Here is a 24,616-nt window from a genome sequence, read left to right as displayed (position 1 = left end):
GTGCCCCCATCAGCGTAAAGGCGCGTTAGTGGACCATCGATCACGTGAAGCATCCGGCCTTCTGTTCGCGCTCGCCGGGTTCGCGCTGCTTTCGGTCGGGGATGCGGTCGTCAAGTCAATGGCCGGGCTGTGGCCGGGGCTGGCTATCGCGGCGCTGCGCTATGTCGCGGGTGTGATCGGGCTGGGCGTGGTGCTTGCGCTGCGCGAAGGGCGGGCCGGGTTCCGCATGGCGCGGCCCGGCTGGCAAATGCTACGGGGCGGGGGCGTGGCGATATCGGCCATGGCGTTCTTCACCGCGCTGTTCCTGATGCCGATCGCCACCGCCACCGCGATCACCTTCACCAGCCCGATGATTACCGGGCTGCTTGCCGCGCTGATCCTGCGCGAGCCGATGCGGCGCGCGACGTGGATCGCCAGCGCCTTCGCTTTCGCCGGCGTGCTGATCGTGCTGCGGCCCAATCTTGCCACACTGGGCGCGGTGGCGTTCCTGCCGCTGCTTTCCGCCATCGGCATGGCGCTGCTGATGATCGGCAACCGTGCGGTGGCCGGCCATGCCAGCGCGCTGGCGATGCAGTTCAGCGTGGCGTTCTTCGGCACGCTGATCCTGGTACCCGCCGCGATCATCGGGCATTTCAGCGGCTTGCCGATGTTGCATATCGGCGTGCCGGAATGGAGCGTGGCGGCGCGGTCGGTGCTGATCGCCTGCAGCGCGAGCCTTGCCCACACGCTGGTCTACATGGCGACCACCCGCGCCGGCGCGGCGACGATCGCGCCGATGACCTATGTGCAGTTGCTGATGGCTGGCTTCTTCGGCTGGCTGCTGTTTCGCGAGCGCCCCGATGCCACCGCGCTGTTCGGCGCCGCGGTGATCGTCGCGGCGGGGCTGTATCTGTGGAACGCCGGGCGGGCCGACGCGCCGGCCAGACCGGGCCGGTGAGCGACGCGGCGGCCTGCTGCTGGTTGTGCGAACGGCCGCTGGGACGACGGATCGAATGGCATCACCCGGTGCCGAAAAGCCGGGGCGGGCGGGAGACCGTGGCGGTCCATCCGATCTGCCACCGCACGCTGCATGCCCAGTTCGGCAACGGGGAACTCGCGCGCATTGGCCATGATGCCGACACGCTGCGGGCCAATCCGGTGATCGCGAAATTCGTAGCATGGGTTTCGGGCAAGCCGCCCGATTTCCACGCGCCCACGGCAAAACGGCGTTAGAGGATATCCAGCAGCGGCTTCAGGCTATCCAGCAACACGGCGGGCCGGTCGCGCTCGGGCAAGTCGTCGCTCTTGGCCATGATCCCCGTGGCCATGCCGACCGAGAGCGCCCCTACGGCATTGGCCATGCGCATTTCCAGCGCCGGATCATCGCCCACCACCACCATATGTTTCGCCGCGCTTCGCGGCAGGCCCATCAGCAACCGCGCGGTATCGAACGCGACGCGCGAAGGCTTGCCCAGGATGCGCGGGCGCTTGCCGGTCATCGCGGTCAGCATCGCGTTGATCGGATAGCTGGCGCCGATGGCGCGACCGTTGGCCGTCGCAAAGAACGGCACGTTGCTGGCGGTCAGCAGCCTCGCACCCTTCCACAGCGAATCGCAGGCGGCTTCCAGCGCCGCAAAATCGAACTCGCGGAACCAGCCGGTATAGACCGCTTCCACCCCCTCGGCCGCCTCGTCCGGCCCCACCACAGCGAGCCCTGCGTCGTCGAGCGGCGCGCGGCAACCGGCATTGCCCAGCACGCGAACCTTCCCCACGCCGGAGCGCTTCAGCCAGTCCGCCGTGGACGAGGAGGGAGTAAGCATCTGAGCGTCCTCCACCGGAAATCCCGCCTTGCGCAGCGATGCGGCATAGGCGGCGGGCGGCTTGGCCGTGCCGTTGGTGAAGACGACATAGGGCGTGCCCCGCGCCTTCAGCCCTTCCAGAACGGCAATCGCATGGGGCAGGGCCTTGTGCCCGCCACTGGCGGCATCGCCCAGCGCGATCGTGCCGTCCATGTCGAACACGTAGCCGGAGGCATCGCGCAGGCGGACGGATACGTCCTTCGACACAGTCATGCGGCGGCTCCGGCATGGAGGGCGAGGCGGAAGCCCGGCCGTTCGATCACGATGTCGCGCGCCTGTGGTTGCGCGGCGAGCTTGCGCAGCAGGGCGAGCATCGGCGCGGCCTGGGGCGTGTAACCCGCGCGCGAACGCCCCGCCGCCTGCATGGCATCGACCTGTTCGGGCGGCATCACCGCGCGCAGCAGGAACTCCTCGTCGGACAGATGCACGCCGAACTGGCGGCGCAAGTCGGCGAGCGCGGGGAAGGTGGGCTCGTGCTCCAGTTCGCGCGCGCGGGGCCGGTCCATGATCGCCGCCAGGACTTGCGGATCGATGGGGGATGTCGGTTTGCCGAACTTGCCCAGGCAATAGCGCACCACCTGATCGGATACCTGCGCATAGCGGCGGTCGCCGATCACGTTGAACAGCGCCTGGCTCATGACCATCTGCGGGAAGGGCGTGACCATGATCGGATAGCCCAGCTCCGCGCGCACCTGCTCGGTTTCCGCGATCACCGCGCCCAGCCGGTCGGACAGGCCCAGTTCGTCGAGCTGGCGCGCGGTGGTGGTCATCACCCCGCCGGCGATCTGGTGACGCAGGAAGCTGGCATCGAAGTTCTGCGGCTGACCCGGGGGGAGGCCTTCGGCAGCGGCAAGGCGCGTCCAGTATTGCGTCAGCCTAGCGAGCGCGGCCTTGTCGATGGCCACCGTGTGCCCCGCTTCCTCCAGGTTTGCCAGCATCCGGTTGGCTTCGGGCAGCGAAGACCCGTCGCCCCCCGGCCCGATGCCGACGTGGATCGCGGACACGCCGAGCTTCGCCGCTTCCAGGCTCGAGAGCATCCCCTGCCCGATCGTGGTATGGGCATGGATTTCCAGCGGACGGTTGCCGATCGCGGCCTTCACCGCCGGCACCAGCGTGCGCGCGCGGTCCACCGAGAGCAGGCCGGACGGGTCCTTGATATAGAAGAGGTCGATATCGGCGCTCTGGCCCACGGCGCGCGCGAAATCGGCGTAGAACGCATCGGTGTGAATGTTCGAGAGCGTGAAGGTCAGCGCGCACATGACCTCGGCTTCACCTTCCTGCTTCACCAGCCGGGCGGCGTCGATCACGGCTGGCACCTCGTGCATCGGATCGAGCAGCACGAAGCGACCGATGCCGTCACGCTGGAGCTGGCGATAGACCAGCCGCATGAACTCCGGGTCGGCTTGCTGCCAGGCGATGAAGCGCAGGCCGGTGGTAATGAACTGCAAGGGCGTGGTGGGCATCGCCGCGTGCATCCGGCGGATACGCTCCCACGGGTTGTCGCGGAAATAGCGCACGGCCACGGCCATGTGGCTGGACGAGGTGAAATCGATCGCGCGGAAACCGCAGGCTTCGGTCAGCGCGGCGGCGGCAAGCATCTGCGCGGTATCGAGGCCGGTGGCCCCCCACAGGCTCTGGTTGCCATCGCGCATGGTAACGTCGACGAGACGCAGTTCGGTCATTGTCCCGGCCCTCCGGAAAGCCCCACAAGAAATCCCGTGTCGACGCCGCCTGCCGCAAAGCGGGGATCGGCCACGATGCGGCGGTGCAGCGATGCGGTGGTGGGCAGCCCGTCGATCGCCAGCGTGGACAAGGCATCGGCCAGACGGTCCACCGCTTCTGCCCTGGTGGCGCCATGAACGATCAGCTTGCCCATCAGCGAATCGTAGAACGGCGGGATTTCCCCTCCGTCGGCGATGTGCGTGTCCACGCGGATGCCCGGTCCCGCCGGCCAGGCCGCCCGCATGGCGCGGCCGGGGGACGGGCGGAAATCGGCATCCGGGTCCTCGGCGTTGATGCGCACCTCGATGGCGTGGCCTTCGGGGCGCACCATCGCCTGCGTCAGCCCCAGCGGCTTGCCGGCGGCGACGAGCAACTGTTGCTCCACCAGATCGATGCCGGTGATCGCTTCGGTCACCGGATGCTCGACCTGGATACGCGCGTTGAGTTCGAGGAAGTAGAACGAGAAATCGTCGGCATCGACAAGGAATTCGGCCGTGCCCGCGCCCCGGTATCGCAGATGACGGGCAAGGCGGACCGCCGCGTCCTCGATCGCCGCGCGCGCGGCTTCGGGCATGGCCGGGGCAGGGGCTTCCTCCACCAGCTTCTGGAACCGCCGCTGGATCGAGCAATCGCGCGTGCCGAGGTGGAGCGCGGTTTGCCCGTCGCCCAGCAGTTGCACTTCGACGTGGCGGCCGCGCGCCACGAAGCGCTCGACATAGACCGCCGGGTTGCCGAACGCCGCTTGCGCCTCGGCGCGGGCCATTGCCAGCGCGCTGTCGAGGTCTTCGGCGCGGTCGACCCGGCGCATGCCCTTGCCGCCACCGCCGGAAACGGCCTTCAGCAGCAGGGGAAAGCCGGTTTCCGCGACACGGGCCTGCACGGCCTCGGCGGTTTCCGCTTCGCCGCCGGGCAGCACGGGCAGGCCGGCTTCCAGCGCCAGCCGGCGCGCGGCGAGCTTGTCGCCCATGCCCTCCAGCGTGGCGATGTCCGGCCCGACGAAGCGCATGCCCGCCTCGGCCACGGCCCGCGCGAACGCGGCGTTCTCCGACAGGAAGCCGTATCCGGGATGGACCGCATCGCACCCCGCATCGCGCGCGGCGGATACCACCCGATCAATCACGAGATAGCTTTGTGACGAAGGCGCCGGCCCGATCACGACCGCCTCGTCGGCAAGGCGGGCGGGCAGCGAAGAAGCGTCCGCTTCGGACACGCCCAGCACCGTGGCGATGCCCATGCGGCGCGCGGTGCGGATCACGCGCAGCGCGATCTCGCCGCGATTGGCGATGAACAGCTTGCGGATCATGCCAGCCGCACGAGCGCCTGGCCCTTGGCGACCATCGTCGCGTTGGGCACGATCACTTCCACGACGACGCCGCTGCGGCCGGCATGAACCGGGTTCATCAGCTTCATCGTCTCGACAATGCCGACCACGGTTTCGGCATTCACGCTGTCGCCCGGTTGGACGAACGGCGGCGCGCCCGGTTGCGGCGCGTGGTAGAACGTGCCGGGCAGCGGCGCGAGAACGGCGTCCGGGTCGCTTTCGGCGCCGACGGTTTCACCGGTGACGGCCTCACCGGCGCCCGTCGCGCCGGCCCATTGCCATTCCTGGGTGAAGCCGGATTGCGCGCCATCGCCGCGCGCCACGCGCAGACGGAAGCGGTTGGTCGCGATATCGACCTCGCGATAGCCGGAGCTTTCGAGGATGGCGACGATCTCGGCGACGTCCTCGGCGGTAAGGGGCAGGTCTTCGGTCATTTGGCTTCCAGAAGTTCGCGCGCGGCGGCGATGATGGCGTCGGCAAACGCTTCGTCGTTGAAATGCGCGTCGATGACGGTGACGGGCGCGCTGGCCGGCATCACCTGTTGCAGATATTCGGCGAACGGCGCGGGCACCGTGGTGTCCATCAGGTGCCCGCTGGTGCTGTCGTGGCTGGAGAAGCCGCCCAGCGGGGTGAACACGCGCACTGGTCCTTTCGCCTCGCGCACGTTGGCGGCAAGATGATCCGCCACCTTGCGTAAATCCTCCAGCTTGGTCCGGACGGCGGTGAGTTGCGGGTTGTGCTCGTGATAGCGCCGGTCGGGGAACTGCACGCGCGAAACGTCGATCGGGCCGCCGATAATGAAATCGGCGTTGCCCGGCGCGATGATCGTGGGAATGCCCTTGCGCAGGGCGGGGCGGCCGCGATCGGGGCCGGTATCGGCAAGGCCGCCGAACAGGTGGTCAATGATCTCGGTGACCGAAAGGTCGAGCACCAGCGCCACGTCCTTGTCCTGCGCCAGCGCATCGAGCGTGGGGCCGCCCGCGCCCGAGGAATGGAACACCATGACTTCGCAGCCATCGGCTTCCAGCGCCTGGCGGATGCGGCGCGTGCCCGCTTCGGTGGTGCCCAGCGTGGTCATCAGCACCAGCGGGCGCTCCGGCCCCTTGTCGCGGTCATAGCCCTTGGCCATGCCGGCCACGGCGAAGGCGGCGTTGCGGAACACGTCGCGGCTGATCGTGTTGATGCCGGCGATATCGGTCACCGCGTTCATCATCGCGATGTCCTTCACGCCCATGTAAGGCTTGGTGAAGCCCGAGGCCATCGTCGAGACGATCAGCTTGGGCAGGCCATAGGGAAAGCTCTGCATCAGGGCGCCGGCCAGCGCCGACCCCATCGAACCGCCGATGGCGAGAATGCCCGAGATCGGGTCCTTCGCATCCCAGGCATGAGCGGCGGCGACCGCGCCGCGTATCATCGCGTCCTGGCAATGCCCTTCGTGGCCCAGTCCGCGCACCGCCTCGATCGTGGTGCCGGCGGCGGCGGCCACATCTTCGGGTGAAATCTCCGCACCGCCCAGGGTGCGCCGTACGCTGGGGTCGAGATGGACCACGCGCACGCCTGCTTCTTCCAGTGCGGCCCGCGCGAAGCGGGCTTCCTCTTCCTTGGTATCCTGCGTGATAATCAGCAGGACGCTTGGCTTGTTGTCCATCTTGCCGTCCATTGTGGCCCCCTGGGGCGTGTCTCCCGCCTTAAAGCTGCGACAGCGCGATTGACTTTGCACGATGGTTTGGCGACTTTGCGTTGCATAAGGTGAAACGGGGATGATGCTGGAACGGAAGGTCAAGACCGTCCGCGCGCTTGAACGCGGGCTGGACGTGCTGCTCGAAGTGCAGGCGCGCAAAGCGGCCAGCCTGCACGAATTGCACCAGGCGCTTGGCTTGCCCAAGGCCACCTTGCTGCGCATGCTGATGACGCTGGGCCGCAAGGGACTGATCTGGCAGCGCCTTGCCGATGGCGCCTATCTGCCGCACGCCTATGCCTCGACGGCGGCCCCGGTCGCTTCGGCGGAGCGCATCGCCGAAGTCGCCTCGCAGCACATGAAGGCGCTCAGCACGCGGATCGCCTGGCCTTCGGTCCTGGCCGTGCCGCGGCTCGATCACATGGAAATCATCGAGACCAACGGGCCGCTGTTCCGACTCGATTCGGCGGTGCTGGGGCCGGTGGGGGTAAAGCTGTCCTATATCCACACCGCGACGGGCCGGGCCTATCTGGCGGCGTGCGGCGAGGCCGAGCGCGAGGCGATCATCGCGCGGCTTAGACCGAAGGAAACGAGCGAGGGAACCGAGGAAGACTTGCGCCAGATCCTGCAGCAGACGCGCCAACGCGGCCACGCCTCGCGCGAGCCGCTGCATCCGTGGCCCGACCGGTCGCGGCAACTGGTGCTGCGCGATGGCCGCCGGTCCATGGCCGTGCCGATCATCGTCGAAGGCACGCCTGTCGCGGCGATCAACGTGACGTGGCCCGCGCGGCGGGGAGCGGAAGAGGTGGTAATCGCACGCAATCTCGAAGCGTTGCGCCGGACCGCGCGGATCATCGGACTCGAGATCGAAGGGAAGGACAAATAAGTTTCATACAGTGAAATCCGTTTGCGTTGCTGATTAATTACGCCAGCCGCTTCGGCGAGACTGCTTGGCGGGAGAGGAAAGGCACGATGCGGCAGTGGGTGATCGAAAAGGGATCTTCTTCGCTTGACGGGCTGAAGCTCGTCGAGGCGGAAAAGCCCGTGCCCGGGCCGGGTGAAGTGCTGGTCCGGGTCAGGGCCTGTTCGCTGAACTATCGCGACCAGATCATCCCGCTGGGACTGTACATGGGCGGAGCGGTCGATCGCGACACGGTTCCCCTGTCCGATGGCGCGGGCGAGGTCGAGGCGGTGGGTGCCGGCGTGACGAGCGTTCGCGTCGGCGATCGCGTGGCCGGCACGTTTTTCCAGAACTGGGTCGATGGCCCGCCCAATCCGCAGGCAGGCCCGGCGCTTGGCGCTCCGCCGGCAACGGGCATGTTGCAGGACTATGTGGTCCTGCCCGAACGAGGCGTGGTGCCGCTGGCGCAAAGCCTGGGCTTCGAGGAGGCGGCCTGCCTGCCCTGCGCCGGTGTGACCGCGTGGAACGCGCTGATGGAAGGGCCGCGTCCGGTGCAGGCCGGTGAAAGCGTGCTGGTGTTGGGCACCGGCGGCGTATCGCTGCTGGCGCTCCAGATCGCCAAGGCAGCCGGCGCGCGCGTGATCGCCACCTCGTCCTCCGACGGGAAGCTGGAGCGGGTCCGCGCGCTGGGTGCAACCGAAGGGATCAATTACCGCGCGGTGCCGGCGTGGGGCGCGGAAGCCGCGCGGGTGGCGGGTGGCGGCGTCAATCACGTCGTCGAGGTCGGTGGCGCGGGCACGCTGGCGCAGAGCATCCAGGCAGTGGGTTTCGCGGGCGAGATAGCGCTGATCGGCGTGCTGACGCGCGAAGGCGATACCAGTCCGCACGGGCTGATGTTCAAGGGCGCCACGCTGCGCGGAATTTTCGTGGGATCGCGCGGCATGGCGCAACGGCTCAACGCCTTTGTCGACAAGCACGCGATCAAGCCGGTGATCGATCGGACGTTCCCGATCGAACAGGCGCGCGATGCCTGGAACTATCAGGGATCGGCCAGCCTGTTCGGCAAGGTCGTGATTACGCTCTGAACGGGCGCTGACGCTGCGGACCACCGCCGGGAAAGACGGTGGCCGCGACAGGGACGAGGGACGGGTGTTCCGCCGGTGATCCGGTGGAATCGCCCGTGCATGAAGGAAGCATGGGCATGACGAAACTAGGGTTCGGACAGCCATTCGGCGGGATCATGCAGACGGCGTTCGTCGTCGCGGACATCCGCGCGTCGATCGATCATTTCATACGCGATTGCGGGGCTGGCCCGTTCTTCCTGCTCGACCATTTTCTGGCGTCGGACCAGTTCTACCGGGGCGAGCCCTCGCGCGCCGACGTCACCATCGCGATGGGCTTTGCCGGGCATATGCAGATCGAGCTGATCCAGCCGCTCGACGATCATCCCTCGGTCTATCGCGAGACGATCGAGGAGCGGGGCTATGGCTTCCATCATTTTGGTATCGCCTGCGCCGATGTGGACGCGGAGCTGCCGGGATACCTCGAACGCGCCTATCGCCTGGCCTTCCGTGCCGCCGTGCCCACCGGGGGCGCTGTCGCCTATCTGGAAGGCGGAGACGCGGCCGCGCCGGGATTTCTCGAGCTGATCCCGGCAACGCCGGGCATGGACGAGCATTTCACGCGGTTCTGGAAAGCCTCTTTGGACTGGGACGGCGCCGATCCGGTGCGCCCGTTCCTCTGAGGATGCCGGGCATGAACTTGCGCGCTGATCCTGATGGTCTGCGCGCCAATGCAAGAGAGGAGAGGGCACGCGGCCTAACAGGAAAGGGAAATTGGCGTGATTGCCGGATAAGAGAACGGGAGAACAGCATGCGCGACGGCCAGATGAACGATGCCGGGAAGGCGGCCGCTGGAACGGTGGCTGGAGGGGGATACCAGGTCTGGGTCACCGCGCTGCTCAGCCTGAATTTCGGCATCCTGTTTTTCGACCGCAACGCGCTCAACTTCCTGATGCCGTTCGTGCAGCCGGACCTGCACCTGTCGAACACGCAGGTCGGCATGTTCAGCTCGGCGCTCTCGCTCACCTGGGCGCTTTCGGGCCTCGCGGTCGGCCGCATTTCCGACCGGCTCGGCTCGCGAAAGCCGGTGGTCGTGGTCGCGACGCTGGCGTTCTGCCTGTGCTCGTTCGTTTCGGGCATGGCGTCCTCGTTCATGATGCTGCTGGGTGCGCGCCTGCTGATGGGCGCGGCCGAAGGCGGGGTGATGCCGGTCAGCCATTCGATGATCGTCAGCGAAGTGGCGCCCGAACGGCGCGGGCTGGCGATGGGCGTGGCGCAGAACCTTGGTTCCAACCTGCTGGGATCGGGCCTCGCGCCGATCCTGCTCGTCCCCGTGGCGATGGCGGTGGGCTGGCGCGGCGGGTTCTATCTCGCCGCCGCGCCCGGCCTGATCACCGCCGCGCTGATCTGGTTCACGCTGCGCGAACCGCCGGCGCCCGCGGACGATGGCGACCATCCCCGCGTCACGCTGCGCGAGGCGTTCGCGCACCGCAACGTGGTGCTCTGCGCAGTAATCTCGGTGCTGCTGGTCTCCTACCTTGTCGTGTGCTGGGCGTTCATGCCGCTGTTCCTGACCAAGCATCGCGGGTTCGCGCCCGAGACGATGAGCTGGCTGATGGCCACGCTGGGCATTTCCGCCGGGATCGGCAGCTTCGTGGTGCCGGCGATTTCCGATGCCATCGGCCGCCGCCCGGTGATGATCTTCTTCGCCTTTCTGGGCGTGATCCTGCCTTTGGGTGGACTGTATTACAACGGATCGCCCTGGGTCCTGGCCGCGATCTTCTTCTTCGGGTGGGGGCTGAACGGCCTGTTCCCGATGTTCATGGCGACGATCCCTTCGGAATCGGTCGACCCGCGCCTTACCGCCACGCTGACCGGCGTGGTCATGGGCACGGGCGAGGTTCTGGGCGGCGTGCTGAGCCCTTTCCTGGCCGGCACGCTGGCCGACGGGTGGGGCCTTTCGGCGCCGCTGTGGCTGATGCTTGTCCTGACCATCCTTGCGGGCCTGTGCGCGCTGGGGCTGGTCGAATCCGCGCCGCGCATCGTCGCGCGGCGCAGCGGCGCCGTCGGTGCGGCGGCTTTGACCTGAACGGAGGGGGCGATGGGGGCAATCGAGAAGTTCGCGACAACGGGCATCGCACCCACGCAGCGGTTGCGGTACTGGAACGATCTTGTCGACCGGATCTACACGGGCACGTTCGTCAACACCCCCGGCGAGGAGTTCCGGGGGGAGATGTGGAGCTGGAACGTTGGCGACCTCGCCATGATCCGCCCGCGTTCGACCCAGTCCTTCGTAGGCCGGCGCGGTACCGACAGCGCCGAGGAGCGGGTGATCCTGCACCTGCAATGCCGGGGCAAGAGCCGCCACATGCAGGACGGCGGGGAAAGTCTTCTCCAGCCCGGCGATTTCGTACTGGGGTCGGCACACCGCCCCTATTCGATCGAACTGACCGGGCACGAATTGCTGGTGGTGGAATTTCCCCGCGCGCCGCTGGTCGAGCGCTTTCCGGGGCTAGACGATCTGATGCGGCAAAGGTTGCATGGTGGCACCCCCGGGGGACGCGTGTTCCACGATTTCCTGCTGTCGCTGTGGCAGCTTGGCGATCAGAGCCAGCAGGACCCGGAATGGGAGCGCGGCGTCACCTCGGTGTTCTATGATCTGTTCGCTCTCGCGATGCGGGGGGCTAAGCGGCCGGCCGAGGATCGCGCCAACGATCACGTCCTGCGGGAGCGCGTGCTGTCGGTCGTGGAAGCCAGCCTGTGCGACCCGGCGCTGCGCACGGTGATGCTGGCGCAAGTCTGTAACACTTCGGTCCGCACGATCCAGAATCTGTTCGCGGGGATGGGCACCACGCCCACCGCCTACATTCTCGAACGCCGTCTGCGCCGCGCCGCTGACCGGCTGGTCTCCACGCCGGATGCCAGCATTACCGACATCGCCTTCGAGCTGGGGTTCAACGACAGCGCCTATTTCGCGCGCTGCTTCCGCCAGCACTTCGGCGTCGCGCCGCGCGATTGGAGGGCAGCGCGTTGAGACGTGCGTGAAGGATTTGCGTTTCCGTCCTGATCGCCCTGCGCACCAGTGCAAGCAGGCGAAAGAGGGAGGGGTTACAGAACACTGCCAACAGTGTCCGCGTTTTGCGCGGTAGCACCAGATAACGGACTTTTGGGAGAGGAGAAGAGCATGAAACTCGCACCGGTTTCACTTGCCGTGCTCGCCACGGCGCTGGCCACACCGGCCATGGCTGCGGACGAACAGGAATCCAGCGGCGGCATCGAACAGATCGTCGTCACCGCGCAGAAGCGCGCGGAAAACGTGCAGGACGTGCCGATCGCGATCAGCGCGTTCACGGCGGGCGCCTTGCAGGAGCGCGCGGTGACCAGCGTCGCCTCACTATCGAACATCGCCCCGAATGTGACGCTCGATGCGGGCACGCCGTTCTCGGGGTCGAGCCAGGTCCTGGCCGCCTATATCCGTGGCATCGGCGCCAACGACTTCGCGTTCAACATCGATCCGGGCGTGGGCATCTACCTCGACGGCGTCTATCTCGCCCGCTCGGTCGGCGCGAACCAGGACTTGCCCGATGTTGACCGTGTCGAAGTGCTGAAAGGTCCGCAGGGCACGCTCTTCGGCCGCAACACGATCGGTGGCGCGATTTCCATCGTCACGCACGATCCGGGCGATCAGTTCCGCTTCGTGGGCAGCGTCACCACCGGCAGCTATAGCCTGATCAACGTCAAGGGCACGGTGGATGTGCCGATCGCCGAAGGCCTTGCCTCCTCGCTGAGCTTCGCGGTCAACCGCCGCGGCGGCTACCTGCACCGCATGCCCTATCCGGGTGCGTCGTCGTATGCGTTTGATCCGATCACCTCGCTGAAAGCCGCCGGCTACAACAACAGCGGCTACGGCACCGAGGGTGGCGACAATACCTACAACCTGCGCGGCAAGATCAAGTACACCAACGGGGCCTTCCGCGCGACGGTGACCGGCGATTACAGCAACACGGATACCTCACAGATCGCCAACCGCGTGATCACCACGTTCCCCGCGGTGTTCGCCGGCACCTACAACTGCGCCATCGCGGGCAACCCAACGGTGACGGTGGGCGGCGCGACCGGCCCGTGCGATTCCTTCATCGGCGGCCCGCCCTCGATCGCCTACACCGCGCGGCGTGGTGGCCTGAACAGCCTGTTCGACCTGCCGGCGCTGTTCGGCGTCAACACGGATGCCAATCCGGACAACAACCGCCTGCCCTATGACAACCGGTTCGTCACCAACAACATCGACACCAGCTACGCCAACGGCAACAACTTCAACAAGCTGAAGCAGGGCGGCGCGGCGGTGACGCTGGAGTACGACCTGTCTGACAACGCCACGCTGAAGTCGATCACCGCCTACCGCGAGCTGCACTGGAAGGTCGGCATGGACCTCGACAGTTCGCCGCTCAACTTCCTGCACACCAGCTTCTCGATGAACCAGAAGCAGTTCAGCCAGGAATTGCAGCTGACCGGCACGGCGATGGACAAGAAGCTCAAGTACGTGCTGGGCGGGTACTACTTCAAGGAATCGGGCGACCTGCACGACTACGTGACGTTCGCCGAGGGCCTGCTGCAGGTGGACGGGCCGAACAACCTGGCGACCCGCAACTACGCCTTCTACGGCCAGTTGGACTACATGCTGACCGAACAGCTCTCGATCACGCTGGGCGGCCGCTACACGCACGAGAACAAGGACTTCGAAGGCTTCCAGTCGGACGCCAACGGGCTGAACTACAAGCTGGCACAGGCGTTCGGCGACCCGAACTGCGCTTCGCTCAACCCGATCAGCAACCAGTGCCGCATAGACAACAACTTCCCCAATCCGGGGCAGCCGCTGCGCTATTACGTGGCCGGCGTGCAGCACAAGACGTTCAGCAACTTCTCGCCCAAGGTCGGCATCCAGTACCATGCCACCGACGACGTGATGCTCTACGGTTCGTGGTCGCGCGGCTACAAGACCGGCGGCTGGACGACGCGCCTGTCGAACCCGCTGCCCTATGCGCCGGGCTTCGGGCCGGAAAAGGCCGAAACCTGGGAAATCGGCGTGAAGTCGGAATTGCTTGACCGCCATCTCCAGATCAACGCCGCCGCCTTCCTGACCAATTACAAGGGCATCCAGCTCAACTTCCAGCAGGGCGTTTCGCCGACCATCCAGAACGCCGGCGATGCGCGCATCAAGGGCTTTGAAATCGAGATGACGGCGGCGCCGGGTGGCGGGTTCACGCTGACGGGATCGGTCGGTTATACCGATGCCTACTACACCAGCGTCCTGGCCGGCGCGCAGGTGGCGCCTTCGGCGCTGCAGGCGGGCGTGATCCCGGGCGCCACGCTGCCCAAGACGCCCAAGTGGAAGGTCAACATCAGCCCACGCTACGAAGCGGACCTCGGCGATCACGGCAAGCTCGTGTTCCTGGGCGACGTGACCTACACCAGCGCGGTCAAGAACGACACCGAAGGCACCTATCTGCTGATGCGGCCCGGCAACGCGCTGGTCAACGCCAGCGCCACTTACAAGGCGCCTTCGGGCAATTGGGACCTGACCGTCGGTGGCACCAACCTGACCAGCAAGCGCCTGCTCATCACCGGCCAGGCCCAACTTGCCGGCGGGCAGATCTACGGCACCTACAACCGCCCGGCCGAATGGTACGCCCGGCTTGGCGTGAAGTTCTGACGTTCTGACACTTGCGCGGGCGGCGGGATGCCTGCCGCTCGCGCCTACCCCAACGAGGATACCATGCCCGAATCCCCGCATTCCGAATTCTGGAAGGACATCAAGCCGGTCGCCAAGGTCTTTCGCGAAGGCGGGCTTCCCGAAGTTTACATGCCGAAGATCGCCGAAGGCGACGAACGGTACTGGGTGCCGATCAGCGAGACCGTGTTCTCCAAGCCGGTATGGATCAGCCCGGCCAAGAACATGTGGGCAGACGTGCTGATGTCGAAGCAGGCCGGCCTCGTGAACCGGCACTATCACCCGCACCCGATCTGGGCCTACACGATCAGCGGCAAGTGGGCCTATCTTGAGCACGAATGGACCGCAACGGCGGGCGATTTCATCTACGAGACGCCGGGCGAGAGCCACACGCTGGTCTGCTACGACCATCCCGATCCGATGAAGGTGTTCTTCGTCGTGTCCGGTCCGCTGATGTGGCTGGACGAGGAAGGCAACACCACCGGGCATTACGACGTGTTCGACTACATGGCCGCGGCGCGCGCGCACTATGCCTCGAACGGCATCGGCGCGGACTACGTCGATACCCTGATCCGCTAAGGTGAGGACTTTCCCATGACCGTGATGACCGCGCCGCCGTCCACCAAGGCCGAAATCGTCGACGTTCCTTTCGCGCATCGTGAACTGGTCCAGCGGCTGAGCCCCGGCGGCCGCTACATCGACGCGCAGACCGATGTCGACAGCCCCTGGGTGCCGTTCGGCGACAACGCGGCGATCAAGCACCTGGCGTTCGATGTGCGCCAGAACCTGTTTTCCAACATCCTGTGGGTGAAGGGGCCGGGCGTGATCGGCACGCATTTTCACCGCGGCACAATCACCATGGTCTGCCTGGAAGGCAGCGTCCGCTATCTCGAATACGACTGGGTGGCGACGCCAGGCGGGTTGATCCTGGAAACGCCGGGGGAAAGCCACACGCTGGTCAGCGACCATCCGCAAGGGTGCAAGCTGTTCGGCTGGATGCAGGGGCCTATCGAGTTCTACGACGACAAGGGCGTGTTCGTGGATACCACGGACGTCTGGTGGTTCATCAACCACTACGAGACCTATTGCCGCGAGAACGGCCTGGCCATCAACCCCAAGCTCTATCTCTGAAGGACCGGACTGACATGGGCACGATGAAAGCGCCGCCTTCGGGCGCGTACAAGATCGTTCAGGTTCCCGAACTCTATGGTGACCTGATCCGCGCCAAGGGCGTGGAGGGTACGTATGTCGGCGCGTCCGAAGCGGAAAGCCCGTGGGTGCCGTTCGGCGACAACGCCGCGATTCGCCATCTGGCGTTCGACGTGCGCGAGAACATCTACGTCAACATCCTGTGGATCAAGGGGCCGGGCGTGATCGGCACGCACAAGCACCGTGGCCGCGTCTGGGCTGTGGGACTTGAAGGGTCCTTCCGCTATCTGGAATATGACTGGGTGTGCCGCCCGGGCGAGTTCATCACCGAAACGCCGGGCACCGCGCATACGCTCGTCACCGACGACCCCAACGGCATGAAGGCGCTGTTCCACATGCAGGGCGCCAACGAGTTTTTTGACGAGAACGGCAACCACGTGGAAACGCTCGACGTGTGGTGGTTCATGAACCACTACGAAAGCTATTGTCGGGAGAACAACATCCCGATCAACCCGCAGTTGTATCTCTGAGCAACGAGTCATGAGGGGAGAGGGGCGACCGGTCCCGAGGCTTTCGGAAACCCCAAGCGGAACCTACCTGCGCAATTGCTGGTATGTCGCCGCCTGGGCTTCCGATCTGGGCGTCGCGCCGATGGCGCGGGTCTTTCTCGAGGAACCGGTCGCCCTTTTTCGCGACGAAACCGGCAAGGCCCGTGCCGTCGGCGGGCGCTGCCCGCACCGTTTCGCGCCGCTGGGCAATGGCACGGTTGTCGATGGCACGCTGATGTGCCCCTATCACGGGCTGCGTTTTGATGGGGCGGGCCGCTGCGTGCACAACCCGCACCCGGGCGGGCAACTGCCCGATGGCCGACTGCCGGTCTATCCGCTGGAAGAACGCCACGGGTTGCTGTGGATTTGGATGGGCGATCCGGCGAAGGCGGATGCCGCACGCATTCCCGATTTCGCGTGGCTGGCCGATCCGCGCTGGGAAGCGGTGCGCGGCGCGACCGTGGCCGAAGGGCACTACGAGCTTTATAGCAACAACATCCTCGATCTCAGCCACGCCAACTTCGTCCATCCCGCGCTGGTCGCGAGCGCCTTCACCGAAGGCGAGCGGCGGTTCTGGCAGGACGGCGAAACCGTTCACGCCGAATATGTGCGGCTGGACGATTACCTGTCCGAAGGCATCGGCGGGATGCTCGGGCGGATCGGCCGCAAGCAGGATTTCTATGGCGAGGTGGTGTGGCACGCGCCCGCCGTGCTCTATTTCGATTTCCGCGCCGGCGATCCGGGGACTCCGCGCGAGAGCTGCACGCTGCTGCCTTCGGTCCACGCCTTCACGCCGGAAACACCCGATACCACCCATTACTTCTGGGCGACGGCACGGGATTTCGCTCTGGGAAACGCAGAGTTCGCAGCGGGCATGCGCGCGGCGCTGGAATATGCTTTCGAACACGAGGACATGCCGATCATCCGCGACAGCCACCGGCTGATGCGCCGCCACGATTTCTGGGATCTGCGCCCGCTGATCCTGAATGGCGACGGCGGCGGAGTACGGGCGCGGCGGATGCTGCAACGGCTGATCGAGCGGGAAAGACAGGCCGAAGCCTGAACGGCGCGGCGGGAGAAGGAAGAGCCACATGGCGACACTGGATTGCTTCGACATCAAGGGCAGAAGTGCGCTGGTTACCGGTGCGGCTTCGGGCATAGGCCTTGCCTATGCCGAGGCCATGGCCGAAGCCGGCGCGGCAGTTACGCTGGCGGACATCGACGCCGAGGGCGCCGAACGCGAGGCCGCACGCCTGCGCGAAGCCGGATACGAGGCACGCGCCGACGTCTGCGACGTTTCCCGCTCCGATGCCGTCGCCGCCGCGTTCGATGCGCACGACAAGGTCTATGGTGGCCTCGATATATGCTTTGCCAACGCCGGGATCGATGCCGGCGCCGGCTTCTGGAACCCGGCGGGGCATCGCAATCCCGATGGCCAGGTCGATACCTACGATCCGGCACGCTGGGACAAGTCGATCGCCGTCAATCTTTCCGGCGTGTTCTACACGGTCAGCAACGCCGTGCGGATCATGAAGAAGGAAGGGCGCGCCAACGGCCGCACCGGCGGTTCGATCATCACCACCGCGTCGAACGCGGGGCTAGTCACCGAACCGATCGTGGGCCTGCCCTACATGCCGGCCAAGGCGGGCGTGCTGCACATGGTGCGCGCGCTGGGGCTGGAACTCGCCGAGTTCCGCATCCGCATCAACGCGATCGCGCCGGGGCCGTTCGTCACCAACATCGGCGGCGGCTGGCTCAAGAAGGACCCGGTGGCGCGGCAGGCGTGGGACGCGATCGTTCCGCTGGGCAAGCTGGCCGAAACCGACCAGATCAAGCCGCTGGCGCTGCTGCTCGCTTCCGACGCCTCGGACTACATGACCGGAAGCCACGTCGTCATCGATGGCGGGATGATGCTGGGGAAATACAAATGATCCGCAAGACCCTGCTCGCGGCCCTTGCCGCCATCGCCCTGCCTTGCGCGCCAGCGCAGGCCCAGACGCAAGCTCCGCAGAAGCCGTTGACGGTGGAAGTGCTGCGCACCAGCGGCGGATCGCTCTATGCCAACATCGCCCTGATCGAAGGCGAGCGGGATGCGGTGCTGGTGGACGCGCCGTTCACTCTGGCCGACGCGCACCGCGTCGTCGCGATGGTGCTCGACAGCGGCAAGCACCTGACCACGCTCTACGTCACGCACGATCATCCCGATCACTTCTTCGCCATGGAAGTCATCAAGGATGCCTTTCCCGACGTGAAGATCGTGGCGCATCCCACGGTGACGGCCGACATCTGGAAATCGCTTCCGTTCAAGGTCAAGCGCTGGACTCCCGTGCTGGGCGCGAATGCCCCGCGCCATCCCACCGCGCCCGCGCCGCTCGATGGCGATACGATCATGCTGGAGGGCCGGGAGCTGAAGGTGATCGGACCGATGGCCGGCGATCACGTCCATGCCACCGCGCTGTGGGTGCCGTCGATCAAGGCGCTGTTCCCCGGCGATCTGGTCTACAACCAGATGTACCTGTGGTTCGGCGAGCATGACGCCGCCGCCATCGCCGCCTGGGGCCGGTCGATCGATCAGCTCGCCGCGCTGAAGCCCGATATGGTGGTGCCCGGCCACAGCAAGCCGGGCTTGCCCAACGATACCAGCGGGCTGGACTTCAGCCGGCGCTATATCGCCGACTGGCCGAAGCTGGTCGCCGCCAGCAAGGACAGCGCCGATCTGCGCGCGCGGGTGCAGAAGGCCTATCCGGATGCAGTCGACGTTCTGGGCGATTTCCTGCTGGGGAACTCGTCGAAAGTGGCCAAGGGGGAGCAGCCGGCATGGCAGGAGTGAACGGAACCTATGCCGGCAAGGCGGTGCTCATTACCGGCGGCGCGACGGGCATAGGCCGCGCCACGGCGCTGGCCTTCGCGCGTGAAGGCGCGCGGGTGATGATCGGCGACAAGGACGACCGCGCGGGCGAAACGGTGGCGCTGATCGCGCAAGCCGGGGGCGAGGGCGCGTTCGTGCCGACCGACGTGACCGATGCCGCCGCTGTCGAGGCGCTCGTCGCGGCTTGCGTGGACCGCTATGGCCGGATGGATGCGGCGTTCAACAACGCCGGCGTCCTGCCGCCGCAGCGCCCGCTGCACGAGGTGCCGCCCGAGGAGATGGCGCTGGCGGTCGACGTCGATTTCAAGGGCGTGTGGTACGCGCTGCAATCCGAAATCCGGCATTTCCTGAAAGTGGGTGGCGGCGCGATCGTCAACACCGCGTCGGTCGGCGGGCTGATCGCCGATCCCAACATGGCGGCCTATGTCGCGATGAAGCACGCGGTCGTGGGGCTGACCAAGGCGGCGGCGATCGATTACGCCCGCTCCAACATCCGCGTCAACGCCATCGCACCGGGCTTCGTCGTGACGCCCATGACGCAGCACTGGGCCGACAGCGCCGAATTCCGCGCGGCGTTCTTCGCGGGCAACGTCAGCGGCCGCGCCGCGCAGCCGGAGGAGATCGCGGGCACCGTGCTGCATCTCTGTTCGGACGCCGCCAGCTTCATCAACGGCGCGACGTTCGTGATCGATGGCGGCCAGACCGCGCACTAGGAAGGAAGCAGGACGATGCGCGCAGCCGTGATGCAGGGCCTTCACCGGCCTCTGGCGATCGAGACCGTGCCCGATCCCGTACCGGGCGAGGGCGAGGTCGTCGTGCGCGTGGGCCGTTGCGGCATCTGCGGCTCGGACCTGCACATGACCGAAGACCCCGCCTATGGCATGGGCGCGGGATCGGTGCTGGGGCACGAGTTCGCCGGTGAAGTGGTGGCACTGGGCAAGGGCGTGGAAGGGCTGGGCATGGGCGATCTCGTCTCGGTCGTTCCGCTCCGCAGTTGCGGCCAATGCCCCTCGTGCCGGTCGGGCGAAGTCGCCTGGTGCGATCAGTTCGGCCTGCAGGGCGGCGGCTATGCCGAATATGCGCTGACCCGGCCCAACCAGTGCGTGCGCCTGCCGAAGACGGCCAGCCTGGCCGATGGCGCGATCATCGAGCCGCTGGCCGTGGCGCTGCACGGCCTGGCCATGAGCGGGATGCGTATTGGCGACCGGGTGCTCATCCTCGGCGCCGGGCCGATCGGCCTTGCCGTCGCGTTCTGGGCGCGCCGCCACGGCGCGGGGCGCGTGGTGGTGCAGGATCTTGCGGCGTGGCAGTGCGATCGCGCGCTGGCGATGGGCGCGCATGATTTCGTGGTTGATCCCGCCGATCCGGTGGGCAGCGCCGAACGCGCGCTGGGGGGCAAGGCCGATGTGGTGTTCGAATGCGTCGGCGTGCCCGGCCTGATCGCGCAGGCGGTGGATCAGGTGCGCAACCGGGGCACTATCCTGCTGCTGGGCCTGTGTACCCGGCCGGATACCTTCAACAGCTTCGCCATGCTGTCGAAGGAAGTGCGCCTCGTGACATCGGCCTTCTTCACTCGGCAGGAATACGAGGCGGCGCTGGACGCGCTCGATGGCGGCGCGGCCGAACCGCGCCTGCTGGTGACCGACACCATCGCGCTCGACGCCACGCCCCAGGTGTTCGAGACGCTGCGCAAGCGCACGCACCAGTGCAAGGTGCTGATCGACCCGACCGCCTGAAGCCGGGGTCAGCCGCGCGGCAGGGTCAGCACGAATTCCGCCCCGCCGCCCGCGCGGTTCGCCGCGGTCAGCGTGCCGCCATGCGCTTTCGCCACGTCGCGCGCGGTGGCAAGGCCAAGCCCGGTGCCGGCGGTTTCGCGGCTGCGTGACCCTTCCACGCGGAAGAACGGCTCGAACAGGCTTTCGGCAAGCTCGGGTGGAAAACCCGGTCCGCGGTCCGCCATGCGTGCGACGATCCCGTGCGCATTCCCCTCCAGCGTCAGTTCGCCGCCGCCGGCATAGCGCAGCGCATTGACCGCCAGATTGGCGATCAGCCGGTGCAGTGTCATCGGATCCCCGTTGACGGTGCAGTCTTCCTCCGGCGCACGGAACGCCAGCCGGCCTTCTTCCTGATCGATCGTCGCGATTGCATTCGCGCACAGCGCCTTCATGTCCACCGCGCGTTTGCGGCTGCCCGCCGTTCCACGCGCATAGTCGATGATGCTGCCGATCATGTCGGCCAGTTCCGTAAGGTCCCGCTCGGCACCGTTGCGCGCCTCGGGCGGCAGCTGATGCAGGCGAAATTCCAGGCGCGAGACTGGTGCGGCCATATCGTGCGCGATAGCCGCAAGCATCTGTGTGCGGTTTTCCACCAGCCCCGCCAGGCGATCGCGCATGGCGGCCACGGCCTGCGCCAGTTGCGCGACTTCGGGTGGCCCGCCGCTAGTGATGGTGATGCCATCGTGTTCGTTGACGACGCGGTCCGCTTCCGCACCGAGGCGGCGCAACGGTTGGACGATGCTGCGCGCGAGGCGGAACGACACGCCCGCCAGCAGCACGGCCAGCGCCAGCGTCATCGCCAGCGTCGCCCAGTGCCATCCGGTAATGAACGGCCGCCGGGTATAGCGCGCGATCGACCATGTGCCGTCCGCGCGGCGTATGCCGAGCGAGAAGGTTTCGCGGATCGCCAGCGGCGCTTCCAGTGGATGGCGCTGGATCATCGCGCCCGGCTCCACCGAAAGCTGCACGCACCCGTCGCAATCTGGCAGGAGATCGTCGATCCGCGCGGCGGCGGCCGGCACGGGCACTTCGCCCGGCTGTGGCAGGAACTGCGCGCTGCCGCGTTCGATCCGGGTGGTCGAGGCAAGGCGCGACAAGGGCCGGTCCTTCGCGAGAACCGGCAGCAGCTCCTCGATCGGCATCGGGCGCGGATAGGGCGGCGGCCCGGAGAAGGTGACGATGAAATTGCCAAGCGTCGCCAGCAGCAGAGCCGCCAGCATGACAACGCCCAGCCGGGTCGTCAGGCTGGCGCTTTTCCAGCCCGCCATCAACGTCTCATCAGTTGCGGGCGGCGAACAGATAGCCTTCGCCGCGGATGGTGCGGATCAGGCTATCGCCATCGTGCCGCATCAGCTTGGCGCGAAGGCGCGAAACCGCGACGTCTATCGCGCGATCGAAAGCTTCGCCTTCATCACCATAGAGCGCGGTGAGCAGTTCCTCGCGGCTGATGACCCGCCCGGCGCGCACGGCCAGAGCATGCAGCAGCTTGAACTCCCCGCTGGTCAGTTCGACTTCTGCGCCGGCCGCATCCCGCACGGTGTAGTACTGCGCATCAAGCGTCCATCCGGCAAAGCGCGTGATGGCGCTGCCATCGGCGGGAACGCTGGTGCCGCGCCGGCGCAGCACCGCACGCAGCCGCGCTAGCAGTTCGCGCGGGTTGACCGGCTTGGCGAGGTAGTCGTCCGCCCCCAGTTCGAGCCCCACGATCCGGTCGATGTCGGCCGCCATCGCCGACAACATCAGCACTGAAGGCGCGCCGGGGCGATCCGCTAGGTCGCGCAGGATCGAAAGGCCGTCCTCGCCCGGCATCATCAGGTCGAGCACGACCGCATCGACCTTGCCCGCAGCAAGGGTCGTGCGCAGTTGTTGCCCGTTCGCCGCCAGCGTGACGGCCAGCCCCTGCTTTTCCAGGTAGTCACCGATCAACGCGCGCAGATCGGCGTCGTCGTCCAGGATGACGACATGCGCTTCGGCGCGGGGCTGGACGGGGGCGGATGTGGGAAAGGATGTCATAGGGAGCAGTTCCATGGTGGCTCCTTGTTTCAGGGTGCGAACCCGATAGTGGACGTTGCAGCGCAGCACGCGCCGGACGATCCGTTCATGGCCGACACCCCTAAAACGGGGCGGGATCGCAAACCCTTCGCGGATATTCGATAAAACTGTCGCGTCAGCGCTCGATCGGGATTGCGCATACGAATTGTCGGGCGGCATCGCGGTTTGTGTGCATTGCGGGATGACCGTGATCGGGTATGTTCCGTTTCGCCAACCTGTCGAAATGAGGCCCATGACCGCAAGCCGTGACGCCAGCCTGTCCGCTCCAGTCACCGCGCCGTGGTGGCGCGGGGCGGTGATCTACCAGATCTATCCCCGCAGCTTCGCCGATGCCGATGGTGATGGGGTGGGCGATCTTGCCGGGATTACCGCGCGGCTCGATCATGTGGCGAAGCTCGGGGTAGACGGCATCTGGATATCGCCGTTCTTCACCTCGCCGATGCGCGATTTCGGCTATGACGTGGCGGATTATTGCGATGTCGATCCGATCTTCGGCACGCTCGCCGATTTCGATGCGCTGGTGGCCCGCGCGCACGAACTGGGGCTGAAAGTCACCATCGATCAGGTCTATGCCCATACCTCGGACCTGCATCCATGGTTCACGCAGAGCCGGCAGGGCCGCGACGGTGACAAGGCGGACTGGTACGTCTGGCGCGATCCGAAGCCCGATGGCACGCCGCCCAACAACTGGCAGTCAGTGTTCGGTGGTCCGGCGTGGACGTGGGACGCGCGGCGGCGGCAATATTACATGCATACCTTCCTGCGCGAACAGCCGCAGCTCAACGCCCACAGCCCGGTGGTGCAGGACGCGCTGCTGGAGGCCGCGAAGTTCTGGCTGGATCGCGGGGTCGATGGCTTCCGGCTCGATGCGCTCAACCATTCGATGTTCGACCCGCAGTTGCGCGACAACCCGCCGGTGGCGGACGACGGGCGCGTGCGGACGCGGCCGTTCGACTTTCAGGAGAAGGTGTTCAGCCAGTCGCACCCGGATGTCGCGCTGTTCGTGGAGCGTATCCGCAAGCTGTGCGACCGTTACGACGCGATCTTCACCGTGGCCGAGGTGGGCGGCGCCCGCGCCGAGATCGAGATGAAGGAATACACCGCCGGCGCGCACCGCCTGAACAGCGCTTATGGCTTCGATTTCCTCTATGCCGAAAGCCTGACGCCCGCGCTGATCCGCGATACCCTGGCGAAGTGGACCGGCGCGCCGGGCGAGGGCTGGCCAAGCTGGGCCTTCGAGAACCACGATGCGCCCCGCGCGGTCTCGCGCTGGTGCGCCCCGGAGGAGCGCGCCGCCTTCGCGCCGCTCAAGAAGATGCTGTTGCTGGCCCTGCGCGGCAACGTGATCCTCTATCAGGGCGAGGAACTGGGGCTGGTGCAGGACGATATTCCGTTCGAGCTGCTGCAGGACCCGGAAGCCATCGCCAACTGGCCGCTGACGCTCTCGCGCGATGGCGTGCGCACGCCGATGCCGTGGCGGGTAGACGCGCCGAACGGCGGCTTCACCACCGGCACGCCGTGGCTGCCGATGGGCGCGGAGAACCTTTCGCGCGCGGTCGATGTGCAGGAGGCTGAGCCCACCTCGTTGCTTCACTGGACGCGCAGTTTGCTGGCCTTGCGGCGCGCCACGCCCGCGCTGCGCCTTGGTTCGTTCGAGGTGATCCATGCGGACGACGATGTGCTGGCCTTCGTGCGCAGGCATGAGGGACAGGCGGTGGCCGGCCTGTTCAATCTTTCGTCGCGCCCGGTCGCCTTGCCCGAAGGGCTGGCGATCGCCGGACAGGTGCTCGCCAGCGTTAACGGCGCCAGTTTGGAGGAAGCGGGCGACCTGCCGGGCTACGGAGGATTGCTTGTCGCGCTTCCGGGATAGGCCACCGATCGCATACTTATGCGTTGTGCAAGTTTGGAATGACCGGGCTAACGGGGGCCGCGAGGGGATGGCCCCGGTCCGGACGAAACCATAAGGAGAAGCAT

24 protein-coding genes are annotated in these 24,616 nt (G+C 66.6%); 17 read left to right on the top strand and 7 right to left on the bottom strand.

Features of this window, described 5'->3' with window-relative positions; translation table 11 throughout:
• Positions 1–28 precede the first annotated feature (28 nt).
• Both EH199_RS01050 and EH199_RS01045 read left to right on the top strand, forming a co-directional pair.
• Positions 29–937: a DMT family transporter gene (locus EH199_RS01050; protein WP_223806403.1), complete on the top strand. Its 909-nt coding sequence runs from the start codon at positions 29–31 to the stop codon at positions 935–937.
• The gene (locus tag EH199_RS01045; protein ID WP_124807420.1) at positions 934–1,212 is read left to right on the top strand and encodes an HNH endonuclease; all 279 of its coding nucleotides are present in this window, start codon (positions 934–936) and stop codon (positions 1,210–1,212) included. Before EH199_RS01050 ends, EH199_RS01045 begins: the two co-directional genes overlap by 4 nt.
• Here EH199_RS01045 and EH199_RS01040 read toward each other — a convergent pair.
• Genes EH199_RS01040 through EH199_RS01020 form a run of 5 tightly spaced genes read right to left on the bottom strand, consistent with a single transcriptional unit; the run spans position 1,209 to position 6,541 of the window.
• Positions 1,209–2,051 (bottom strand): HAD-IIA family hydrolase, encoded by an 843-nt coding sequence (locus EH199_RS01040; RefSeq protein WP_124807419.1) that lies wholly within the window; start codon positions 2,049–2,051, stop codon positions 1,209–1,211. The genes EH199_RS01045 and EH199_RS01040 overlap by 4 nt on opposite strands.
• Positions 2,048–3,520 (bottom strand): biotin carboxyl carrier protein, encoded by a 1,473-nt coding sequence (locus tag EH199_RS01035; protein WP_124807418.1) that lies wholly within the window; start codon positions 3,518–3,520, stop codon positions 2,048–2,050. The genes EH199_RS01040 and EH199_RS01035 overlap by 4 nt, the downstream gene beginning before the upstream one ends.
• A complete protein-coding gene (locus tag EH199_RS01030; RefSeq protein ID WP_124807417.1) occupies positions 3,517–4,863 on the bottom strand; it encodes an acetyl/propionyl/methylcrotonyl-CoA carboxylase subunit alpha in 1,347 nt (448 codons plus the stop codon). The genes EH199_RS01035 and EH199_RS01030 overlap by 4 nt, the downstream gene beginning before the upstream one ends.
• Positions 4,860–5,315 carry a biotin/lipoyl-containing protein gene (locus EH199_RS01025; protein ID WP_124807416.1) on the bottom strand — a complete coding sequence of 152 codons (456 nt, stop codon included), beginning with the start codon at positions 5,313–5,315 and terminating at the stop codon, positions 4,860–4,862. The genes EH199_RS01030 and EH199_RS01025 overlap by 4 nt, the downstream gene beginning before the upstream one ends.
• Entirely contained in the window at positions 5,312–6,541 is a 1,230-nt protein-coding gene (locus tag EH199_RS01020; RefSeq protein WP_223806402.1) for a Tm-1-like ATP-binding domain-containing protein, read from the bottom strand. The genes EH199_RS01025 and EH199_RS01020 overlap by 4 nt, the downstream gene beginning before the upstream one ends.
• 100 nt (positions 6,542–6,641) lie before the next feature.
• Between EH199_RS01020 and EH199_RS01015 the strand changes: the two genes are divergently transcribed.
• The 14 genes from EH199_RS01015 (at position 6,642) to EH199_RS00950 (ending at position 20,551) form a co-directional block, all read left to right on the top strand.
• The gene (locus EH199_RS01015; protein ID WP_223806401.1) at positions 6,642–7,445 is read left to right on the top strand and encodes a helix-turn-helix domain-containing protein; all 804 of its coding nucleotides are present in this window, start codon (positions 6,642–6,644) and stop codon (positions 7,443–7,445) included.
• Positions 7,446–7,531: 86 nt separating this feature from the next.
• Positions 7,532–8,545, top strand: coding sequence for an NAD(P)-dependent alcohol dehydrogenase (locus EH199_RS01010; protein WP_124807415.1), 1,014 nt, complete (start codon positions 7,532–7,534; stop codon positions 8,543–8,545).
• A gap of 116 nt (positions 8,546–8,661) precedes the next feature.
• Positions 8,662–9,204, top strand: coding sequence for a VOC family protein (locus EH199_RS01005; protein ID WP_124807414.1), 543 nt, complete (start codon positions 8,662–8,664; stop codon positions 9,202–9,204).
• Positions 9,205–9,332: 128 nt separating this feature from the next.
• Complete coding sequence (locus tag EH199_RS01000) at positions 9,333–10,610, top strand: MFS transporter (RefSeq protein ID WP_124807413.1); 1,278 nt, start codon at positions 9,333–9,335, stop codon at positions 10,608–10,610.
• Between the two features lie 12 nt (positions 10,611–10,622).
• On the top strand, positions 10,623–11,555 hold the full coding sequence (locus EH199_RS00995) for a helix-turn-helix domain-containing protein (protein ID WP_124807412.1): 933 nt from the start codon (positions 10,623–10,625) through the stop codon (positions 11,553–11,555).
• A 150-nt stretch (positions 11,556–11,705) separates the two neighbouring features.
• Positions 11,706–14,231, top strand: a complete 2,526-nt coding sequence (locus tag EH199_RS00990; RefSeq protein WP_124807411.1) for a TonB-dependent receptor — start codon at positions 11,706–11,708, stop codon at positions 14,229–14,231.
• Between the two features lie 63 nt (positions 14,232–14,294).
• On the top strand, positions 14,295–14,828 hold the full coding sequence (locus EH199_RS00985; protein ID WP_124807410.1) for a 2,4'-dihydroxyacetophenone dioxygenase family protein: 534 nt from the start codon (positions 14,295–14,297) through the stop codon (positions 14,826–14,828).
• A gap of 15 nt (positions 14,829–14,843) precedes the next feature.
• The gene (locus EH199_RS00980; RefSeq protein WP_124807409.1) at positions 14,844–15,380 is read left to right on the top strand and encodes a 2,4'-dihydroxyacetophenone dioxygenase family protein; all 537 of its coding nucleotides are present in this window, start codon (positions 14,844–14,846) and stop codon (positions 15,378–15,380) included.
• 14 nt (positions 15,381–15,394) lie between these two features.
• Positions 15,395–15,928 (top strand): 2,4'-dihydroxyacetophenone dioxygenase family protein, encoded by a 534-nt coding sequence (locus EH199_RS00975; RefSeq protein WP_124807408.1) that lies wholly within the window; start codon positions 15,395–15,397, stop codon positions 15,926–15,928.
• A gap of 10 nt (positions 15,929–15,938) precedes the next feature.
• Positions 15,939–17,009: an aromatic ring-hydroxylating dioxygenase subunit alpha gene (locus tag EH199_RS00970; RefSeq protein WP_124807407.1), complete on the top strand. Its 1,071-nt coding sequence runs from the start codon at positions 15,939–15,941 to the stop codon at positions 17,007–17,009.
• Between the two features lie 28 nt (positions 17,010–17,037).
• Positions 17,038–17,877, top strand: a complete 840-nt coding sequence (locus EH199_RS00965; protein ID WP_124807406.1) for an SDR family NAD(P)-dependent oxidoreductase — start codon at positions 17,038–17,040, stop codon at positions 17,875–17,877.
• Complete coding sequence (locus EH199_RS00960; protein WP_124807405.1) at positions 17,874–18,776, top strand: MBL fold metallo-hydrolase; 903 nt, start codon at positions 17,874–17,876, stop codon at positions 18,774–18,776. The genes EH199_RS00965 and EH199_RS00960 overlap by 4 nt, the downstream gene beginning before the upstream one ends.
• A complete protein-coding gene (locus tag EH199_RS00955) occupies positions 18,764–19,528 on the top strand; it encodes an SDR family NAD(P)-dependent oxidoreductase (protein WP_124807404.1) in 765 nt (254 codons plus the stop codon). Before EH199_RS00960 ends, EH199_RS00955 begins: the two co-directional genes overlap by 13 nt.
• 15 nt (positions 19,529–19,543) lie before the next feature.
• Positions 19,544–20,551: an alcohol dehydrogenase catalytic domain-containing protein gene (locus tag EH199_RS00950; protein WP_124807403.1), complete on the top strand. Its 1,008-nt coding sequence runs from the start codon at positions 19,544–19,546 to the stop codon at positions 20,549–20,551.
• A gap of 8 nt (positions 20,552–20,559) precedes the next feature.
• Here EH199_RS00950 and EH199_RS00945 read toward each other — a convergent pair whose 3' ends face one another.
• The gene (locus EH199_RS00945; protein WP_124807402.1) at positions 20,560–21,858 is read right to left on the bottom strand and encodes a sensor histidine kinase KdpD; all 1,299 of its coding nucleotides are present in this window, start codon (positions 21,856–21,858) and stop codon (positions 20,560–20,562) included.
• A 10-nt stretch (positions 21,859–21,868) separates the two neighbouring features.
• Positions 21,869–22,618 carry a response regulator gene (locus EH199_RS00940; protein WP_223806400.1) on the bottom strand — a complete coding sequence of 250 codons (750 nt, stop codon included), beginning with the start codon at positions 22,616–22,618 and terminating at the stop codon, positions 21,869–21,871.
• Positions 22,619–22,874: 256 nt separating this feature from the next.
• Here EH199_RS00940 and EH199_RS00935 point away from each other — a divergent pair, with 256 nt between their 5' ends.
• Positions 22,875–24,512 (top strand): alpha-amylase family glycosyl hydrolase, encoded by a 1,638-nt coding sequence (locus EH199_RS00935; protein WP_124807401.1) that lies wholly within the window; start codon positions 22,875–22,877, stop codon positions 24,510–24,512.
• Positions 24,513–24,616: the final 104 nt, after the last annotated feature.

Origin of the sequence: Novosphingobium sp. LASN5T, from assembly GCF_003856955.1 — a bacterium.
Classification (GTDB): Bacteria; Pseudomonadota; Alphaproteobacteria; order Sphingomonadales; family Sphingomonadaceae; genus Novosphingobium.
Note: the sequence above shows the minus strand (reverse complement) of the source record. Positions and strands in the feature narration are given on the sequence as shown.

Bases quoted from the DNA above. Each gene is read 5' to 3' on its own strand.
- EH199_RS00970 (WP_124807407.1), top strand. From the start codon at position 15,939: ATGAGGGGAGAGGGGCGACCGGTCCCGAGGCTTTCGGAAACCCCAAGC.
- EH199_RS00945 (WP_124807402.1), bottom strand. From the start codon at position 21,858: ATGGCGGGCTGGAAAAGCGCCAGCCTGACGACCCGGCTGGGCGTTGTC.
- EH199_RS00965 (WP_124807406.1), top strand. From the start codon at position 17,038: ATGGCGACACTGGATTGCTTCGACATCAAGGGCAGAAGTGCGCTGGTT.
- EH199_RS01005 (WP_124807414.1), top strand. From the start codon at position 8,662: ATGACGAAACTAGGGTTCGGACAGCCATTCGGCGGGATCATGCAGACG.
- EH199_RS00990 (WP_124807411.1), top strand. From the start codon at position 11,706: ATGAAACTCGCACCGGTTTCACTTGCCGTGCTCGCCACGGCGCTGGCC.
- EH199_RS01040 (WP_124807419.1), bottom strand. From the start codon at position 2,051: ATGACTGTGTCGAAGGACGTATCCGTCCGCCTGCGCGATGCCTCCGGC.
- EH199_RS00940 (WP_223806400.1), bottom strand. From the start codon at position 22,618: ATGGAACTGCTCCCTATGACATCCTTTCCCACATCCGCCCCCGTCCAG.
- EH199_RS00955 (WP_124807404.1), top strand. From the start codon at position 18,764: ATGGCAGGAGTGAACGGAACCTATGCCGGCAAGGCGGTGCTCATTACC.
- EH199_RS01030 (WP_124807417.1), bottom strand. From the start codon at position 4,863: ATGATCCGCAAGCTGTTCATCGCCAATCGCGGCGAGATCGCGCTGCGC.
- EH199_RS00935 (WP_124807401.1), top strand. From the start codon at position 22,875: ATGACCGCAAGCCGTGACGCCAGCCTGTCCGCTCCAGTCACCGCGCCG.
- EH199_RS01000 (WP_124807413.1), top strand. From the start codon at position 9,333: ATGCGCGACGGCCAGATGAACGATGCCGGGAAGGCGGCCGCTGGAACG.
- EH199_RS00985 (WP_124807410.1), top strand. From the start codon at position 14,295: ATGCCCGAATCCCCGCATTCCGAATTCTGGAAGGACATCAAGCCGGTC.
- EH199_RS01010 (WP_124807415.1), top strand. From the start codon at position 7,532: ATGCGGCAGTGGGTGATCGAAAAGGGATCTTCTTCGCTTGACGGGCTG.
- EH199_RS00975 (WP_124807408.1), top strand. From the start codon at position 15,395: ATGGGCACGATGAAAGCGCCGCCTTCGGGCGCGTACAAGATCGTTCAG.
- EH199_RS00995 (WP_124807412.1), top strand. From the start codon at position 10,623: ATGGGGGCAATCGAGAAGTTCGCGACAACGGGCATCGCACCCACGCAG.
- EH199_RS01035 (WP_124807418.1), bottom strand. From the start codon at position 3,520: ATGACCGAACTGCGTCTCGTCGACGTTACCATGCGCGATGGCAACCAG.
- EH199_RS01020 (WP_223806402.1), bottom strand. From the start codon at position 6,541: ATGGACGGCAAGATGGACAACAAGCCAAGCGTCCTGCTGATTATCACG.
- EH199_RS01015 (WP_223806401.1), top strand. From the start codon at position 6,642: ATGATGCTGGAACGGAAGGTCAAGACCGTCCGCGCGCTTGAACGCGGG.
- EH199_RS01025 (WP_124807416.1), bottom strand. From the start codon at position 5,315: ATGACCGAAGACCTGCCCCTTACCGCCGAGGACGTCGCCGAGATCGTC.
- EH199_RS00980 (WP_124807409.1), top strand. From the start codon at position 14,844: ATGACCGTGATGACCGCGCCGCCGTCCACCAAGGCCGAAATCGTCGAC.
- EH199_RS00950 (WP_124807403.1), top strand. From the start codon at position 19,544: ATGCGCGCAGCCGTGATGCAGGGCCTTCACCGGCCTCTGGCGATCGAG.
- EH199_RS00960 (WP_124807405.1), top strand. From the start codon at position 17,874: ATGATCCGCAAGACCCTGCTCGCGGCCCTTGCCGCCATCGCCCTGCCT.